The organism is Paenibacillus silagei (genome assembly GCF_017874735.1).
Lineage (GTDB): Bacteria > Bacillota > Bacilli > Paenibacillales > Paenibacillaceae > Paenibacillus_AQ > Paenibacillus_AQ silagei.
Window position 1 is genome coordinate 724,179 of the sequence record NZ_JAGGLV010000001.1, and the last position, 18,358, is coordinate 742,536.

Annotated in this window: 12 protein-coding genes; 2 read left to right on the forward strand and 10 right to left on the reverse strand. The window is 49.8% G+C overall.

The features are described 5' to 3' along the window. Positions 1–165: 165 nt before the first annotated feature. From J2Z70_RS03175 to J2Z70_RS03220, 10 genes are all read right to left on the reverse strand, one after another. On the reverse strand, positions 166–1,440 hold the full coding sequence (locus J2Z70_RS03175) for a hypothetical protein (RefSeq protein WP_209869194.1): 1,275 nt from the start codon (positions 1,438–1,440) through the stop codon (positions 166–168). Positions 1,441–1,655: 215 nt separating this feature from the next. Next, positions 1,656–2,708, reverse strand: a complete 1,053-nt coding sequence (locus J2Z70_RS03180) for a hypothetical protein (protein WP_209869197.1) — start codon at positions 2,706–2,708, stop codon at positions 1,656–1,658. Positions 2,709–2,970: 262 nt separating this feature from the next. Further along, complete coding sequence (rlmH, locus tag J2Z70_RS03185; protein WP_209869199.1) at positions 2,971–3,450, reverse strand: 23S rRNA (pseudouridine(1915)-N(3))-methyltransferase RlmH; 480 nt, start codon at positions 3,448–3,450, stop codon at positions 2,971–2,973. 159 nt (positions 3,451–3,609) lie between these two features. After that, positions 3,610–4,815, reverse strand: coding sequence for a DUF4179 domain-containing protein (locus J2Z70_RS03190; protein WP_209869202.1), 1,206 nt, complete (start codon positions 4,813–4,815; stop codon positions 3,610–3,612). Between the two features lie 42 nt (positions 4,816–4,857). Then, positions 4,858–6,945, reverse strand: coding sequence for a M56 family metallopeptidase (locus J2Z70_RS03195; RefSeq protein WP_209869205.1), 2,088 nt, complete (start codon positions 6,943–6,945; stop codon positions 4,858–4,860). A 2-nt stretch (positions 6,946–6,947) separates the two neighbouring features. Further along, positions 6,948–7,355 carry a BlaI/MecI/CopY family transcriptional regulator gene (locus J2Z70_RS03200; protein WP_209869208.1) on the reverse strand — a complete coding sequence of 136 codons (408 nt, stop codon included), beginning with the start codon at positions 7,353–7,355 and terminating at the stop codon, positions 6,948–6,950. 66 nt (positions 7,356–7,421) lie between these two features. After that, positions 7,422–8,624, reverse strand: a complete 1,203-nt coding sequence (locus J2Z70_RS03205; RefSeq protein WP_209869210.1) for a DUF4179 domain-containing protein — start codon at positions 8,622–8,624, stop codon at positions 7,422–7,424. Between the two features lie 42 nt (positions 8,625–8,666). Continuing rightward, positions 8,667–10,757 carry a M56 family metallopeptidase gene (locus tag J2Z70_RS03210; RefSeq protein ID WP_209869213.1) on the reverse strand — a complete coding sequence of 697 codons (2,091 nt, stop codon included), beginning with the start codon at positions 10,755–10,757 and terminating at the stop codon, positions 8,667–8,669. 2 nt (positions 10,758–10,759) lie between these two features. Then, positions 10,760–11,167 (reverse strand): BlaI/MecI/CopY family transcriptional regulator, encoded by a 408-nt coding sequence (locus J2Z70_RS03215; protein WP_209869216.1) that lies wholly within the window; start codon positions 11,165–11,167, stop codon positions 10,760–10,762. A 262-nt stretch (positions 11,168–11,429) separates the two neighbouring features. After that, a complete protein-coding gene (locus J2Z70_RS03220; RefSeq protein ID WP_245367921.1) occupies positions 11,430–14,009 on the reverse strand; it encodes an S-layer homology domain-containing protein in 2,580 nt (859 codons plus the stop codon). A gap of 208 nt (positions 14,010–14,217) precedes the next feature. Here J2Z70_RS03220 and J2Z70_RS03225 point away from each other — a divergent pair, with 208 nt between their 5' ends. Further along, positions 14,218–16,578 (forward strand): AraC family transcriptional regulator, encoded by a 2,361-nt coding sequence (locus J2Z70_RS03225; RefSeq protein ID WP_209869220.1) that lies wholly within the window; start codon positions 14,218–14,220, stop codon positions 16,576–16,578. A 12-nt stretch (positions 16,579–16,590) separates the two neighbouring features. Further along, entirely contained in the window at positions 16,591–18,207 is a 1,617-nt protein-coding gene (locus tag J2Z70_RS03230; protein ID WP_209869223.1) for a type 2 periplasmic-binding domain-containing protein, read from the forward strand. The last annotated feature ends 151 nt before the right edge of the window (positions 18,208–18,358 follow it).

Consider the following 18,358-nt stretch of genomic DNA (forward strand, 5'->3'; position numbering starts at 1 on the left):
CCGTAAGAATTATAACGCGGAGAGCTCGCTGATGTTCAAAAACCCAGTAATATCAAGGCTTTTTCACTCCTCGTTATAATTTATCCGGGAATCCAGGATACAAATAAGGAACAGGCTCGTATTAGTGAGCCTGTTCCTTATTTGTATATCCTTTTGATTTATTTATTAATTGGAATAATCATACTCATCAGGCATTTGTGCTCTATATTCTGCTTCCATATCGGCCTGCATTTCATTTTGTGCGGACATCATTAGACAAACACCATGAAAAAAATATGATAATTGTCCGAAAAATCCTGCCACATTATCAACATCAAATTTCTTTGGTTTATTATAATGCACTTGCAAATCTTTATTTGTCGGATATCTAAATTTATCGGAAGCACCATCAAAATCGTGTAACTGCTTTATGTATTTCTCAACATTAAGAAGGTGACCTTCATCAGATACACCTACATGTCTCATCACTTCGCTTCTAATTGAATTCCATAGCGCTGAAATACTATGTTTTTTCTCTTTTATTTTTTTGACAGCAGATTGATGATCCAACGAACATTCCTCAAATAAAATTTCTTTTATAGCCAACTCAATTCCATTCCTATATAAATAACACATCGGAATAAATAGGCTTCCTTTTATTTCCGTTTTTTTATTCATATATTGATGTAATATATCTGCTGACTCAGTATACGCTTTCACATATGGATAGAATCGATTTCTGCTATAAGAGTATCCCACAACACTTTGCCCATAGTAACCTCCCCCTTCCTCTAAGAAAAGAGGTTTATACTTTTTGTAGTCCTCAATAATTTTTAAAGTATTAGAATAATAGTTACTAAGAATGTTAAAAGCAACTTCCATTTTGCATACAAAGGCAATTAAATCAATATGAGTCTGTTTATCAAAAAACGATTTTATGCCGTATTTTTTTGGCATCTCTAAAAACGGATCTTGGTCCTTTATAACAGTTATGCCAAACGGATATCTAAATGAATCGGATTCCTTATCTTTTAGAGACATATCGTCAAATAATGAAACAAGCCAGTTGTATCCACCTCTATTATTTTCAATTTGGTCTTGTATAAAAGGTGATACCTCTCGAAGAATCTCTGCCATGTTATGAAATGTTTCCTTTATGAATTTCTTTCTTTCGCTTTGCTCTTTAATATACTGAAATCCAATAGCCTTTAAAATTAATTCGAGACTATGTCTGTATAAGAATGCTAAAGAGAAGAAATAAGTATCAAGTTTACTTATATCTGGACGTGAACTAAATAAGTGCTCCGTAATAATATGTGCGGATTTTTTGAAATTAAGACTATAGATGAAAAACTCGTTAGCCAAGTCATTTATATTACCTTGAATAATAATTATATTTTCTGCATTTCCTCCTATTTTTAGAAATTGTGGATCAGCTACTATACTTTTGGAATCACCCAATTCACCCGTCCCCCAACACAAGTTGTTACATAGACTCAAACCGACTGAATTTTTGCTTACTTTCACTAAGTCGCTATCTGCCTCTGTACTGGTATTTTTCTTTAGACGATAAGTTTGCCTTGCTTCTTAAATCGAGAACAACCTTAGGATGGTAAATATACAAATTCAAACAATAAAGTGTAGAAACATCAACAACTATCCTAAAGCTGTCTACATTATTCTTCTTTGTCACTCCATATTCTGTTACTGTACTGTTCCCTTTTCTCGTCAATCATTTTCGAGATAATGTCATCTATTTCTTTTAGGGATTCATAAAACTGTTTGTCAGGTTCATACTCAACTTCATCTATTTTTTTGTTACGAGTGCCATCGTAGTCATAAGGATGCCAAGTTGCACTTTTTTTCTTATTCAATATAGCCCTAGGCACCACTTGAGCAGACACAATTTCTTTGTACTCATCCATTGATATATCATAACCACACATTCTAATACCTAACTTATCAACGGTTCGAATCATTCTTTTTATATCCTGCCTAGATTTCCAATAATCCCATCTTAAATTACGAGTAACTAATATGTATTTTTCAATAATATTAGTAGTTGTTTCACCAATTTTTACACTTACCACTACTATAACATCGGCCGTTCCTTCTTCTCCTGATTTATCACCCTTGAATTTACCAAAGGTTTTTAAAAAATAAACATGAATTGAATCTTTGTAACCATAGACGTTAAACTCATCAATAAGCTTACTAAATAGATTAATAAATACTCCTACCCACTTATAACAATCTATCGTATCGTACATATATTTACTATAATAATCCTCGTCGGTTGCATCAAACCAACATCTTCTAATACCAAACTTAGAAGAAACCCATTCTAACAATTCATCATTAAGTTTAGGTATAATTGATTCCTCGCTAGCAACATCTGCATAATTTATATTAAATTTTTTATCAATAAAGGAAGGTATTTGTCCTCTACTTACTCCATGTTTTTCAAAAATAAAATAAAATTTATATATCAATTCGCTTAAAGGTTTTTTTGGGGGTTCAGCTTCTACGTCCTTGTAAACAATCGTTGTAGTATTGTTGTTATCCAACACAACATTTCCTTCTAAATGAATATTATTACTTCCATTCGAATATCCGCTAGTTTGACTCTTCGGAATATTCTTACTCCTATATAAATTAAAAATTGCTCCGATTATAAAAACGCCAACTCCAGAAAATATCCATTCTTTATTTGAAATTAGATAATCCATTCTATCCTCCATTATAATTAAACTATTATATTTGAGAATATTAGACACCAGTTACTAAATTCCTTTATTTAGAAGCGATTTTTCCTAAAACCATCAATATTGGATTAATCCACATCGCTCCATGCTCAACATCTATCTGTGGCAAAATAAACTCGCAGAAACATGTTACTCAAACTTCCTCATAAATATTGATAAAGCCTACGCCATGATCGGCATGTTGCAAATACAGACCCCTGCGAGTTTTTCTTCAAAAAACTTGCCCCTACTTGTGATACGGTTCCCCCCGATTTATCTTCACCGCCCGGTACACCTGCTCCACCAGCACCAGCCGCATGAGTTGGTGGGGCAGCGTCATGCGGCCGAAGCTCATGCGCTGCTGGGCGCGGCGCATGACGTCATCGGAGAGGCCGTGGCTGCCTCCGATGACGAAGACGACATGGCTCGTCCCGTAGGTGCCGAGCCGGTCGATCTCGGCGGCAAGCTCCTCGGAGCTCCAGAGCTTGCCGTCGATCGCGAGCGCAATGACATGCGCCTCGCTCTTAATCTGCGCGAGGATGCGCTCACCCTCGCGCACCTTCACCTGAATAACCTCTGCTTCGCTGAGGTTATCAGGGGCCTTCTCATCCGCCACCTCAATCATCTGGAACTTGAGGTAGGGCGTTAGCCGTTTGGCATATTCCGCGATGCCGAGCGTCAGATACTTTTCCTTCAATTTGCCTACGCTTATCAGTTGAATTAACATAATTCCTCCATCGGTCTGATCTTGTCATGTCCCTGTATTTTATCACATCCCTGCCCATAACATGCCCTGCTTAGAAGACATTCCCCGCACACCCTGTACCCAACAAAAGAAGAGCCACCCTTCACGGATGGCCCTAAGATACTTCAAATAGCCTGTAATTTACTGCTTAGACATATCAACAATCAGCTGCTGTGTAATCTTACGGTCTTTCATATTGGTGAAATCCAGGCGAAGCGACTGCGGTTTATTCAAGAAGAAATAGCTCTCTGACACGATTTTCATCTCATGGTCTGCATAGGTATAGACAGAAGCTCCCTCTTGCGATTTATAATCACCGGTTCCGTTCTTGACCAATAGCGATGGATTATATTCCATATAGAAGGTCTCCATAAACTCTCTGTTTTTAAACAATGCTTCGTCTGAGGATAGTGTGGTTATCGTCGTGAACGGTGTCAATTCCAGCTTTACTTTAATCTTGTGCCCTGCCACATCAATCGTTTCCTCCGGCGTCAGTGTACGGGTCTCCTGCTTCCAGACCTTGGGATTGATATCAAAGAACACCTTCAGCACAGGGCTATACTTCACGTTGGACTTGATTGCATCATACTTCTTCAGCAGTTCAGGACTGTAGCTGAACGATGAGGTCTGGTCCGGGTTGTCCGCATGGGCCTTTTCGGTGGCAGCGAGCATTTCAGCATCCAGTGCCTTTAGCTGGTTCAGCTCAATGGCGGTTAATGTGCCTAACTGAAATTGTGCGGCTACTTTTTTGGGAGGCGTGGTCAATGGACTGCTTAACGGGATTTTAGCAATTCCATATAGAATATGATCTTTCTTTGCCGGACTTGCGCCTATGACTAGAGCATCATTGAATTTCTTGCCACTGATGACCTTGCCAGTAACCGCATCGGACAATTGGAGACTATGACCCTTTGGCGGCATGAACACGAATGCTCTCTTACTGTCGGCTTGGGCTGTAAAAAGGATGATCAGCTCATATTTGTCTGCGATAAAACCGTTTACCGTCAACTGGTAACCGTCTTTTTTGACGACTGTGTTCAGCGGCTGCACCAGATTGTGTTTGATGGCATACTCAACCTGTCGATAACCCTGAAGCTCGGGATTTACAAAGGGGGCAAGCGCTGCCGATGGTTTCGCGGCGGTTGCCGAGGCGGCCAAAGCTTGACCTGTCACGGCAAAAGGGCTAAGCACCAGCGCTGCGGTTGTCATGACTGCGACGATGGCGGTAGATAGCCGGTTCCTGGAGGACCGCCGTTTATTTGGCGCTGACCCTTGCTTTTGCTCCTGTATAGGCTGCATCTGCGCCGTATGTGAGATCTCCAGTTCATTCCGCTTCATACTAATCATTGTTGCACTCTCCTTCAATACAAGTTGGTTGTTTCATCCGGATCAGCTCTGATCCTGTCCGGGGACATCAAAGGTCATCTGGTATGTATGCTCAAGATCCTTCATTCCAGTAGGTTTCGCCGGACTCTTCATGAAATCCAGCCGCAGAGATTGCAGCTTATCCAACAAATAATAGCTTTCTGTAACCATCTTCATTTCATAGTCTGTAAACGTAATTGGTGAAGTGCCTGGCTGCTGCCTATAGTCTCCCGTGCCAGTCTTGCTCCACCACAGGAATGGAGAACCGTACTTCTCATGGAATGATTTCATAAATTCCTTATTCTTAAACAAAGGCTCATCTGAATAAAAAGTAGCTATGGTTGTTAAGGGTGTCAATTGTAATTTCACTCTGATCTTGTGTCCGCCTACATCAAGTGTCTCCTTTGATTGGATCGTATATTTCTCTTGCTTCCAGTAGTCTGCGCTCACATCGAAGGTGGTCTGAAGTGTCGGGGACTCCTGTATCTTGGTTCCGCCTGCTACCACTGAGCGCAGCCGGAATTCAACCTTGATCTTTGAGGGCACGTCCGTCAAATTAGTATCGAATGGAAGTCTGGCTACCGCATCTTTAATATGCGGCTCCGGGCTGCTGCTGCTGACCAGCGCGTGGGTCCGGCCGTTAATCACCTTGCCGGTAATACCATCCGTAATGATGCATTCTACAAAACGAGGATCACCGGAGAATAGTGACCTACCGCCGTCCACTCTCGCAGTATAGAAGATAAGGAATTGGTTCTTGTCTGCCATGAAGCCTGTCACTGTGACCTGGTAACCGTCTTGCTCAATCTCCACATTCATCGGCACCAGAAGATTATGCCTGATGGCATACTCCGTCTGTTGTGCATCTATGCTCGTTAACGGCACCAGTGTCTCCCCTTGCTCCATTCCCGGTTCTGCACGTTCCTCTCCCGGGACACTTTCAGCAAGCGTGCCAGCGGGATTGGCCTTAGTACCCGTGGCAGCAGATTTAACAGGCTCCCTAGAGGCACCCGTAAGCGTCACGACGCTGAGCAGAGCGACCAGAATTACAGCTGCTGCGGAGACGCGGTAGGAGCCTTTTTTGAAGGATTGAATCATACTGATTCTTCTTCTAATCTGTTGCCGCTGCTGCGGGTTAGAGAAATAAAGATGCCCCCTCCGCTCCCGGACTCGTGAGAAGCGCTTCAGGAACTCTACCAGAGTAAGCCCGTAATCAATTGCCTCCTCTTCTCCCAATACCTCCAGCACATAGGCGTCGCACGCAACCTCCCTATCGATCTTCATCCGCCGGATCGCCAGCCACATCAGGGGATTGAACCAATGTATCGTTGCGGCTAGGCTCCCTAGCAAGTTCCATAGCATATCCCGCCGCTTGCAGTGGGCAAGCTCATGCGCGAGGATATGCCTCAGCCGGGAAGCATCCAGCTCCCGCAGAGCTTGCTCCGGGACAAAGATCCATGGACGCATTAATCCTGACAGATATGGGTTGTTAGCCGAACCTCCGGTATAGACAGGTATCGCTCTCCTGATTCCAAACTGACGTCTGGTGGTAAGAACCACCTTAAGAATCTCTGGGGCACTCACCCGTCTAAGCCGTCTGCGTTCGCGGTGCATCCGCCGGATGTACAGGAGTCCATTCAGCAACATAAGCATGACGCCCAGCAGCCAGATCACAGTGCCTATCTTCATCCAGAGCGGGTAGCCTGCGGCCCCCGCAGAGCTGCGGTTAACGGCTGCCGATTCATCGTTCTGTTCGATTGGGCCTGTCTGTGCCACTTCATTCAAGACGGTGCTATTTGCCGGATACGTAGTCTTAGCTCCCTCTCCCGGCGGAAGCTCCTGATACTCACCCTGAGAAGCCCCGATGTCCGGCCCCTTGTCCAGGATAGTTGTTAACAAATGCTTACTATTGCCGAGAATATGCAACATGCTGACAGGGCTGTCCGGTACAGCAGGCAATAACAGCCGGGCGATAACAAGCAGCCACAGGAGGTAACGCACCCGGGCGTTGATGAATCTCCGCAGAACATATTGAATGACCAACACGGCCAGAATCACCATGCTTGCCGCCAATGTCTGTTCTGCGATACCGGCAAACCATCCGTAGACCATATTCATTCCTGCTTACCCGAGTTGCCGCCGATTCCCTGTGCCTTCTTCTCCTTGAGCAGCTGTTCGAGTTGTTCAATCTCCTGCTTGGACAGCTCAACATCCTCCAGGAAGCTGGTTACCATTAACTGGGTAGCCCCGCCAAATACGCGCTTCAGGAAAGAGCGGCTCTCGGCCCGGACACACTCATTCTCTGGCACCAGCGGATAATAGAGATAGCTCCGGCCGGATTTCTCATACGCTATCGCGTTCTTCTTAAGCAGCCGCGTGACGAAGGTGCGCACCGTCTGCTCGCTCCATTCCACAGATGCAGGCAGGAGCCGGGTGATTTGTTCCGAGGTCAGCGGATGATGCTCCCAGATAATCTTCATAATTTCCCATTCGGCTTCCGAAATCTTCGGCGTTGTACTCATCATAACAGCTCCATTCTGTGGGGACGGCATTCAATATACAAATGTAGATTCAAGGATAACCTGCAATTATTGGTTAGACAAATCAACAATGAATTGCTTCGTAACCTTATTCTCCCCCAGGTTCTTGAAGTCCAGGCGAAGCGACTGCGGTTTGTCGAGCAGGAAGTAGTTCTCCGATACGATGGTCAGTGTATTATCTGAATACGAATAAGCAGAACCACCCTCTTGCGGTTTGTACTCTCCGTTCGCGCTCTTGACCAATAGTGATGGGTAGTAATCCTTATTAAATTTTTCCATAAAGGCCTTATCTTTAAACAAAGCCTCATCTGAGGATAGAATCGTAATTGTAGTTAATGGTGTCATCTCCATGCTCACTTTAATCTGATGTCCGGCTATTTCCAGGGTCTCATCCGGCGTAAGAGTCAGGGATTCCTGCTTCCAAACCTTAGGATCGATCTCAAAGACTGCCTTCAGCGGCGCACTCTTCTTCACCTTGGCCTTCAGCGCGTTGTACTTCTTCAGCAGCTCAGGACTGGTTTTGAAGGTTTTGTTCTTGGGGTTAGCCTCATGGGCTTTTTTGGCCTCTGCCAACATCTGCGCTTCCACCGCTTCTAACTGTTTCAGCTCATTTCCAGTTAACGATGTTAGCCGAAACTCAGCAGCTACTTTTTGGGGAGCCGTGGTTATTGGGGTAGTTAGACGAATAAGCGCCGTGCCGTGCATGATATGGTTTTGCTTAGCCGGGCTTACGCCATGAACCATAGCAGCATTCACTTTCTTGTCGCTGATGGCCTTCCCCGTAATAGCATCCGTCAACTGCAGTTCATGCATTTGCGGCGCCTGTGCCGTGAATGCCCGCTTGCTGTCAGTCTGGGCGGTAAAAAGAACAATCAGCTCATATTTGTCGGCGATAAAGCCGTTCACGGTCAACTGGTAGCCGTCTTTTTTGACAACTGTATTCAAGGGCTGGACCAAATTATGCTTGATGGCATATTCGATTTGCTTATTATTCAGATTTCCCAGCTTAACAAAAGGTGCCAATGCTGTCGACGGCTTCGCGGCTGCTGCCGGAGCAGCCAACGCTTGTCCTGTCACGGCAAAAGGGCTAAGCACCAGTGCTGCGGCTGTCATGACTGCGACGATGGCGGTAGATAGCCGGGTCATGGAGGACTGCCGTTTATCTGGCGCTGACCCTTGCTTCGGCTCCTGTCTAGGCAGCGTGTGCGCCGCATGTGAGTTTTCCATTTCGTTCCGCTTCATTCTACTCATTGTTACACTCTCCTTCAATATAAGTTGGCGGTTTATCCGAATTCAGCTTTGATTCAGCCCAGTAGTATCAAAAGTCATTTGATATGAACTCTCAGGCTCTGTCGTTCCCCTCAGTACCGGTAGCTTCTTGATGAAATCCAGCCGCAGAGATTGCGGTTTATCCATCAAGAAATAGGTCTCTGCAAGCATCTTCATCTCATAATCTGTATACGTAATAGATGTACTGCGTGTTTGCTGCGTATAGTCTCCCGTTTCTGTCTTGCTCCACCACAGCATTGGAGAACCATACTTCTCATTGAAAGCTTTTTTGAATTCATTGTTTTTAAAAACCGGTTCATCGGAATAAAAAGTGACTATCGTTGTGAGCGGTGTCAATTGTAATTTCACTCTGAGCTTGTGTCCGTCTACATCAAGCGTTTCCTTCGATTGGATCGTATGTTCCTCTTGCTTCCAGTAGCTTGCCCCCACATCGAAGGCGGCCTGAAGTATCGGAGAATCCTGCACCTTGGCTCCGCTTGCTGCCACTGAGCGCAGCCGGAATTGAACCTTGATCTTGGAGGAAGGGTTCATCAAAGGTGGATTGAACTGAATTCTGGCAGTCGTAGATTCAATATTCTTCTCCGGGCGGCTAACGGAGCTCCGCGGGTCAGTCTGTCCATTAATCACCTTGCCCGTCACAGCATCCCTAATGATCCATTCTACAAAATGGGAAGATTTATCGAATAATAGTGACCTGCCGCCGTCTACGCTTGCAGTATAGAAGATAAACAATTGATTCCTGTCCGCCATGAAGCCTTTCACCGTGACCTGGTAACCGTCTTTAGCAACCTTTACATTCATTGGTTTAAGCAGATGATGGCGGCTCACATACTCCGTCTGTTGCACATCCATGTCCATTAGTGACTCCTTGGACTCCCCTTGCTCCATTGCTGGCTCTGCACGTTCCTCTCCACGAACACTTTCGGTAAGTGTGCCAGCGGGATTGGCCTTAGTACTCGTGGCAGCAGAGTCCCCGGGCTTCCCGGATGCCCCAGTAAGCGTCACGATGCTAAGCAGGGCGACCAGAATTACAGCTGATGCAGAGATGCGGTAAGAGCCTTTGCGAAAAGATTGAATCATGCTGATCCTCCTTCGAATCTGTTGCCGCTGCTGCGGGTTAGAGAAATAGAGATGTCCCCTCCGCTCCCGGACTCGTGAGAAGCGCTTCAGGAATTCCACCAGAGTCAGCCCGTAATCGGTGGCCTCCTCTTCTCCCAGTACCTCCAGCACATAGGTGTCACAGGCGACCTCCCTGTCAATCTTCATGCGCCGGATCGCCAGCCATACTAGAGGATTGAACCAGTGTATCGTTGCGGCTAGGCTCCCTAGCAGGTTCCACAGCATATCCCTCCGCTTGTAGTGGGCAAGCTCATGCGCGAGGATGTGCCGCAGCCGGGAAGCATCCAGTTCCCGCAGAGCTTGCTCCGGGACGAAGATCCATGGACGCATTAATCCTGATAGATATGGGTTGTTAGCCGAACCTCCGGTATAGATAGGTATCGCTCTCCTGATTCCAAACTGGCGTCTGGTAGCAAGAACCACCTGAAGAATCTCTGGAGCACTCACCCGTCTAAGCCGTCTGCGTTCACGGTGCATCCGCCGGATATACAGGAGTCCATTCAACAGCATAAACGCAGCGCCCAGTAACCAGATCACGGTGCCTATCTTCATCCAGAGCGGGTAGCCTGCGGCCCCCGCAGAGCTGCGGTTATCCGCTACAGCACCATCCTTCTGCCGGACTGTGTCTGCCTGCCCCTGTACATTCAGAGCGGTGTTATTAGCCGGATATGTAACCCGATTTCCCCCTCCCGGCGGAAGCTCCTGATACTCACCCTGAGAAGCTCCGGTGTCCGGCCCCTTGTCCAGGATAGTTGTTAACAAATGTTTACTATTGCCCAGAATATGCAGCATGCTGACAGGGCTGTCCGGTACAGCAGGCAATAACAGCCGGGCGATAACAAGCAGCCACAGGAGGTAACGCACCCGGGCGTTGATGAATCGCCGCAGAACATATTGAATGAACAACACAGCCAGAATCACCATGCTTGCCGCCAGTGTCTGTTCTGCGATACCAGCAAACCATCCGTAGACCATATTCATTCCTGCTTACCTGAGTTGCCGCCGATTCCCTGCGACTTCTTCTCCTTGAGCAGCTGTTCGAGTTGTTCAATCTCCTGCTTGGACAGCTCCACATCCTCCAGGAAGCTGGTCACCATTAACTGCGTAGCCCCGCCAAATACGCGCTTCAGGAAGGAGCGGCTCTCGGCCCGGACACACTCATTCTCTGACACCAGCGGATAATAGAGATAGCTCCGGCCGGATTTCTCATACGCTATCGCCTTCTTCTTAAGCAGCCGGGTGACGAAGGTGCGCACCGTCTGCTCGCTCCATTCCACAGATGCAGGCAGGAGCCGGGTGATTTGTTCCGAGGTGAGCGGATGATGCTCCCAGATAATCTTCATAATTTCCCATTCGGCTTCCGAAATCTTCGGCGTTGTACTCATCATAACAGCTCCATTCCATCGCGGCGTCTTACAATCTACAAGTGTAAATACAAGCTCTGTTCTATACATTACACTTGTAGATTGAATTTGTCAAATATGCCCACATTGTGACGATTGAACGCGAAACGGCACCCAAAGTGGCTAAGTGGTCGTAAACATAGCAAAAAGCACAAGCCAGCGGCTTGTACTTCCTGCTTTCTGTCCATAAGAATTCTTACTTACAGCCTACCTCTCACTCACTTGCAGTTAACAACCCCGCTGCCTACAAGCCCGCAATCAAAGCCTTAACCGAGCTGTCGCTCTCCAGTGCGCGGATAATCACGGCCACCGCTTCGGCGCGGGTAGCCTGATTCTTTGGCGCGAATGCTGAAGCAGAGATGCCCTTCACCAGATTAGCCGAAGCGGCCTGGCGGATGGCGTCAGCTGCCCAGTAGCTGCTGCTGACATCGGTGAAGCTCGCCGGGGTGCCAGTCTGAAGCGCACCGAGATTCAGCACACGGCCGATGATCGTGACCATCTCGGCACGGGTGATGGTTGCACCCGGCTTGAAGCTGCCGTCTGCGTAGCCGGTTACGATGCCTTTATCGGCCAATGCACCGATATAGCCAGCCGCCCAATTGGAGGCAGTATCCCCAAATTTAGAGGCCGCCGATGTAGTGCCTATCCCGAAGGAGCGGGCGATCATCGCTGAGAATTCAGCTCTGGTCACCGGTGCATCCGGACGGAAGGTGCCGTCCGCATAGCCGCTGATGATCTGCAGCTTCACGGCTGTAGAGATGGTGCTGCTGCCCCAGTGGCCTGCGGTATCCTTGAAGCTGATGCTCTCATTCTTCGAAGCCGCAATAGCTTCAGTCACGGTCTTGTATACTGTCTCGCGGCTCACCACTCCGGATTGGAACGGATTAACTCCGCCCTGTGGCTGTTTCTCTGGCTCAGTAGGAGTGCTGCCGTTCCCTGGTGTTGTGCCGGTGGTCCCTGGTACCGTTCCGGTATTTCCAGCCGGAGTACCCGGCGTTCCGCCCGGATTGCCGCCGCCAGTTCCGCCGCTTGTCGTATCTGTAATACTAAGCGCAATCTGATCGCTCAGGTAGACGACCTGGGCGTTATATTTGCTTGGCAATCCTTCAACCTGCACGGAAGCAAACTGCCCGCTGCGCTGGCTGACGCCATGCGTAATGAGCGGAATCAGGCCGCTGCCTGGAACGTAGCTGTTCGCGAAGTTCACCTTTAGCTTCCCGTCAGCCTTCACCTCACCCTTAACCTCAAGGATATCGTTTGCTCCAGTAAGGCCCAGTACAAGCGTACCTTCGGAGGCCTGGGTGAAGCTGCCGCCGATTACCATTTTACCGTAGACGTTCTCAACTACAGAACCGCCGGTATTCGTCACATTCCCGCTGCCGAAGGCTGTTGCCGAGTCTCCTTCCAGAACACCCGCGTTCACTTCAGTACCACCGGAATACGTGTTGCTTCCTGCCAGCTTAAGCGTGCCTGTCCCCTCCTTGGTCAGTCCGCCCGTCCCGGAGATATCATTGCGCCAGCGGTCTGCGGCGTGGAAGCCGCCCTTCGCAGCGTCCATAGCTACCGTTACATGCTCAGCAAATGCACCGTACCCGTCGGCAGCGGCGAACAGGTTCAATCGTCCCCAGCCTTCGGGATCATCCAACAGTGGATAACCGGATGGAAGTGCAGTTGTTACGAGAACTTCTCTACGCTGGTCCGCACTCAGGTAAGGCAGGCGGGTCTCCAGCAAGACCTCTGCTCCCTTAGGAGCAACAGCAGGCTCAGTCGTGGAGTGAATCTGCGGGAAGCCGTAGGTCAGCCGCTGGGTATACTGGGCCTTATTCTTCGCATAATCCGTGAACCGGTCTTCTGCGGTACCCGTCTGTGTGAGCAGCACTTCATGAGCCTGAGTATAGGCCGCCTGCTTCAATGCCGCATTGTCCGGGTCTGTCAGCGCACCTGCTGCGAAGGCCATGGCCGTCACTCGTCCGCCCATAACATCCAGCGGTGAGTGCATCCCGGCGACGACACGGTTGTTGCCCATCTCCGAGGCCCGGGTCATCAGCTCCTGGAAGCGCTCAGGTACGGAATACGCCAGAGCCAGGGCTGCCAGATAGGAAGCGTTGGTATGTCCGCTCGGGAAGCCGCCGTCTGTGGCAGGCGTACTGCTTCTCGCCGGCACCAGCGTCGGCACGATAACGGAGGTATCCTTCCAGCGGAATGGACGCATGTAGCTGTAGAATTTCTTGGCCTGGCTAGTAGAAGCATAATCGCCGCGGACTTTTCCGACCAGGTCTACCATTTTACCAAGCTGGGAATTGGAATCACCCGCCTTGTTACTGTCATTGCCATCATTGTATTTCACGGAAGTCGCATCATCTGGGATGCTGTTAATGGTCGTGTAAGTTCCTGACATCGAACGGTACACCTCAGACAAAGGTCCAAGGCCGTCAGCCGCTCCATAAGTCTGGTTCCGCCGGTCATCGTAATACGCTGCCTCCTCCTCTGCCGGAGTACGGGTCTTAGACAGATCCGCCACATATTGAATGTTGTAATCCAACACACTGCTATTCAGCTTCGTCCCGGTATCCCAAGTGACACCCGGTGTCCAGAGATCCAGGAAGCCGGAGAGAACACCGATCGAGGGATTGGAATACACCGCCATATTCACAGGTGTGTTATTCTTATAAGTATCTACGAAATGTCCCCAAGCCGGAGCAGCTGGCAGCTCAGTTAATGAATTACCCGTGGCCGCCTCTGCAGGATGTAGCGCGATAGAATTCGTGAGGAGTACCAGACCTGCCGTAACAGACAACAGCTTTCTTTTCGACTTCAAGTTCAATGTGTCAGCCCCTATCTTGTTATTTTGATTGCCTGAATCGGACTCAATATAGCACCTGCCTCCACCGCCGCTCAATAACACAATTTCGCAATTCTATGATTTTGGGAACAATTCAGCTTTTTTCCGGCCATTTTACATGGATTTAACATGAATCCCGAACAGATTGGTGAGGGGCTAGTGTATAATCCGCCTGGGAGGAGAATACATCTTGCGAAAATGGAACTCTGCCTTTGCCGCCCTTGCCGCTTCATACATCTCTGTTGTGTTAGTCATTGTCCTCTTACTCTGCTCTGCCTTCTATCTGTATTTCTCGAATCATTATAAGGAAGAGCTTCAGGGCCGCAACCGGCTCATCCTTGACAATACCGCCCGTACCCTTGAAGCCTCCGTGCTTCAGCGGGTCCAGCAGATCTATCTGGAAGTCTCTCTGAACCAGCGGGCTGCGCTCCGTATGCTGCCAGATGCTTCACTTCCAGCGAATCTCAGCAAGGTGAGCAGTCTCCAGGAGTCGCTGAACATGCAGGTATCCAATCATTCGGACCTGATACAAGCCGTACATCTATATGCTCCCAGGCAGCATCTTCTGCTGTCCTCGCTGTATGGGCTGAAATTCCGTGCGGACCAGCAGGCGGGTGCCGCCTACTGGATGGATTGGGTGAACGGCATGAACCTTAATTCCCGTAACAGCCTCTGGACGGAGGCCCGGTTCGTGCCGGACGATATCGTCTCCAGCATCCCCGGCGGCAGCGGCAGCCAGCTGATCACCTATGTGCACAGCTATCCGTTCCAGTCCCCCGGGGCAGCTAGTGAGCTGCTGATTGCCATTGATCTGAAGGAGAGTGCGCTGCGTGCCATTCTGCAGAATATGATGCCTGCCCGCTATCAGAGCAGCTTCATTGCTACACCCTCTGGCGGGATTGTCGCCGGATCGAATCCGGATGCTGCAGCTCAGGCTGACACCTATGCGGCCAGTATCTCGAATGCACTAGCCTCTCCTGAGACATCCGGGAACATGAGCCAGGAGATCGGGGGCAGCACCTACGTCATCTCCTATCAGGACCTGCCGACCACCGGGTGGAAGCTCTTCAGTGCGGCTCCGGCGAACCTGTTCTATGAGAAATGGCTCGTTGTCCAGAGGGTCATCCTCTCCCTGTGTCTGCTTGCTCTATTGGTAGGAATCTGTCTGTCCGGCATTCTGGCCAAATTGAATTACAGTCCGCTTAAGCGGCTGCTTCGCACTATTAAGGACCTCTACGGCCCGGGGCCTGAGGTGCCAGGAGTGCGGGGACAAGCCCTTAACGAATTCGGAATTATCGATTCCGCCTTCAACCGTCTGAACGACAAAGTGACCACACTGGAGGGGACGCTTGAGGCCAGCAGTCCGCATATCCGGCAGAACATGATCCTGAATCTCCTTCAGGACAGCCCTGCCCAAGGCAGCGTAACCATAGATCCGCAATTCCTGGGACTCTCTCCGGAGCACCGTCATTACTGCTGCCTGCTCCTCAACACCCGTGGAGCCTACGCCCGCATGAGTCTAAGCGGCTTGCAGGCAGCCATGAGCGGGATGACCGGGACGCTTGAGGCGATCCGGCTTCACGGAATCCGCATTCTGGCCGAGGAGCTGCCGGACAAGCAGACGGTTGTCATTATCAGCGCGCGCGAAGCCTCCGGGACGCTGCTCGAACAGCTCTCGGACCGGATTACAGCAGCGGCAGAGCAGCATTTCCAGCTGAATATTCAGCTCTCGCAGGGCTGCTGGGTGGATGCCATCAGCCTTCTTCACACCAGCTACGCTGAAGCGCAGACCTTAATGAAATATGCTTATTTTCTGCCGGAGAGCAGGGTCTTAAAGGACCGGGAGCTGCTGAAGAGGGAGCAGAGTCTTGACGAGATTCCGCAGCCTGTGCTGATGAGATTCAAGGACAAGCTGCAGAACCGGCAGCTGGATGAGACTCTGGCCGCGCTGGAGCAGCTGATAGCCGTCATGCGGGAAGGCAGCTACCCGGCGGATTATTGCCACTTCGTGCTGGCGAACACCGTATTTATGTACTCGGATTATCTGAAAAGCATCCGCTACACCCCTTCCGCCCATGGGCCTCTGGATTTGTATAACGAATATATCGCCCTGCCGGATATCCGGCATTTGCAGGAGTGGTTCGCCGCTTCCATCGGCATCTTCATTATGGAGACGCAGAAGCGGAACAGTGACCGCGCACTCTCGACCATTGAAGCGGCCAAGGCCTATATCGGGGCGCATCTGTCCGGGGATCTATCGCTGGATGCCGTATCCGCCAAGGTCTTCATCAGTCCCAAGTATCTAAGCAAGCTGTTCAAGGAAGAGCTGGGGATCACCTACACCGACTATATTACCGGCATACGGATGGAAGAGGCCCGGCGGCTGATTGAGAACAACAACATGTCGATCGAACAGATTGCCGGTACGGTCGGTTATGGAACGACTCCCTACTTCATCAAGCGCTTCAAGGAGATCTACGGCTGTACGCCGGGGAATTATCTGCGAACCGTGAATACACTGCCGCCGCAGGCGGAGATTAGCCTGGGATAAGGAGGGTGCCTTATGTATATGTATAAAAGATTAATGCTCTTGCCCCTCCTGGGGCTGATCTGCGGCTGCAGCGGGCAGCCAGCTTCCCTCTCGTCTGCGCCTGGACAAGAGCTGCTGGATCCATCCGTTTCCTCTGCCCCGAAGCTCAAAATCTCCTGGACCATGCATCAGAATCTGCCGGTTGCGGAGGATGCCGTAATGGTGCGGGAGCTGGAGCAGAAGTTCAAAGTAGATCTGGAATTCTGGAATCTGCCGAATAACAAATATGAATCCCTGCTCGACCAGAGGCTGGTGCAAGGCAGCATTCCCGACCTGTTCCGGGTCCGGCAGACCCAGGATCTGCTGAAGTATCAGCAGCAAGGCGTGCTCGCCCCTATTCCTGAGGAACTGCTGAACACCTACGCTCCCAATATTCTTAAGGCCATCCGCGAGAATGCACCCGCCTATCAGCAATATGGCCGCATTAACGGGGCCTATTATGGCATTCCGGTCATTAATCCTACCAACATCTATCGGGTCCCAGTGGTCTACCGGCAGGATTGGCTGGACAAGCTCGGCCTTAAGGTGCCGGATACCTTGGCCGATTTCGAGAAATTCATCTATGCGGCTACGAACGAAGACCCCGACGGCAACGGTATCCGGGACACCTACGGCTTGTCGCAGGAGGGCATGAATGTGGTCTTCGGCGCGTTCGGGCAGATGGTCTTCACGGATCAGCTCTACTTCAGCCGTAAGGATCAGGGACTGGTTATTGGCGCTCTGGAGCCGGACATGCAGGAAGCGCTGCGTTATCTCCGCAAATGGTACCGGGACGGGGTCATTGATCCCGAGTTCATCACCGGGGAGAATAGCGGAGGCTACAAGCATCTGTCGCACGCCTTCATTAACGGACGGATCGGCATGACCTCCATGGGCAATTATTATCACTGGACACAGGCAGGGGATTATACAGACTGGAAACTGGATGACCAGAAGGCAGCCAGGCTGGTTCCGGTAGAAGCAATGTTTAACGTCAAGGAGTTAACCGCGAAGCATCCGCAGGCCAAGATCGCTTTCGGGCGGCCGGTTAGCGGTCCGGACGGCAGACGCGGCTCCAAGGCCTACGATATGCTGATGAGCTTCACCGCCATTGGCGCGGATGCTACCCAGGAGCCGGGCAAGCTGGAGAAGATCCTCCAGCTGCTGGACTACGTCAGCGCAAATCCTGACCCCGATGAGGCGGCATCTCTGCAGTATGGTATTCAGGGGACACACTGGGACTGGGCCGGAACGGACAAGAAGGATATCATCCTGCTGCCGCCGTATAACCATAAGTTCAGCTACCAGAATACGATCGGCGCGGGGATCGGCATGACCCTGCCCATCCTTCCTGCAGGCCGGAGCGAGCAGTGGGCAGCAACCCTGGGGCTGGATCACGATGGCATCTATAATGCCTTGGAGGTGGCTACGCCCTCTCTGATCAGGAACAGCGCTGGGCTAATTAACCTAAGAGACCAGGCGTATATTGCCTTCATCACCGGGGAGCGTCCGCTTGAGGAATTCGGGGAGTTCGTCGAGGAGTTCCTGGCGGCGGGCGGAGCGGAGGTACTGGCGGAAGCAAATGAGTCCTATAAAAAGCTTGATCCATAACAAAATCTTCCTACCGGGATGAATAGAATTACCTTCGCGCGAGCACAATGTATGCTGTTTTTGATATACATTCGGGCTATGTGACTGCGAGTCAGCACAATGTATGCTGTTTTTGATATACATTCGGGCTATGCGACTGCGAGTCAGCACA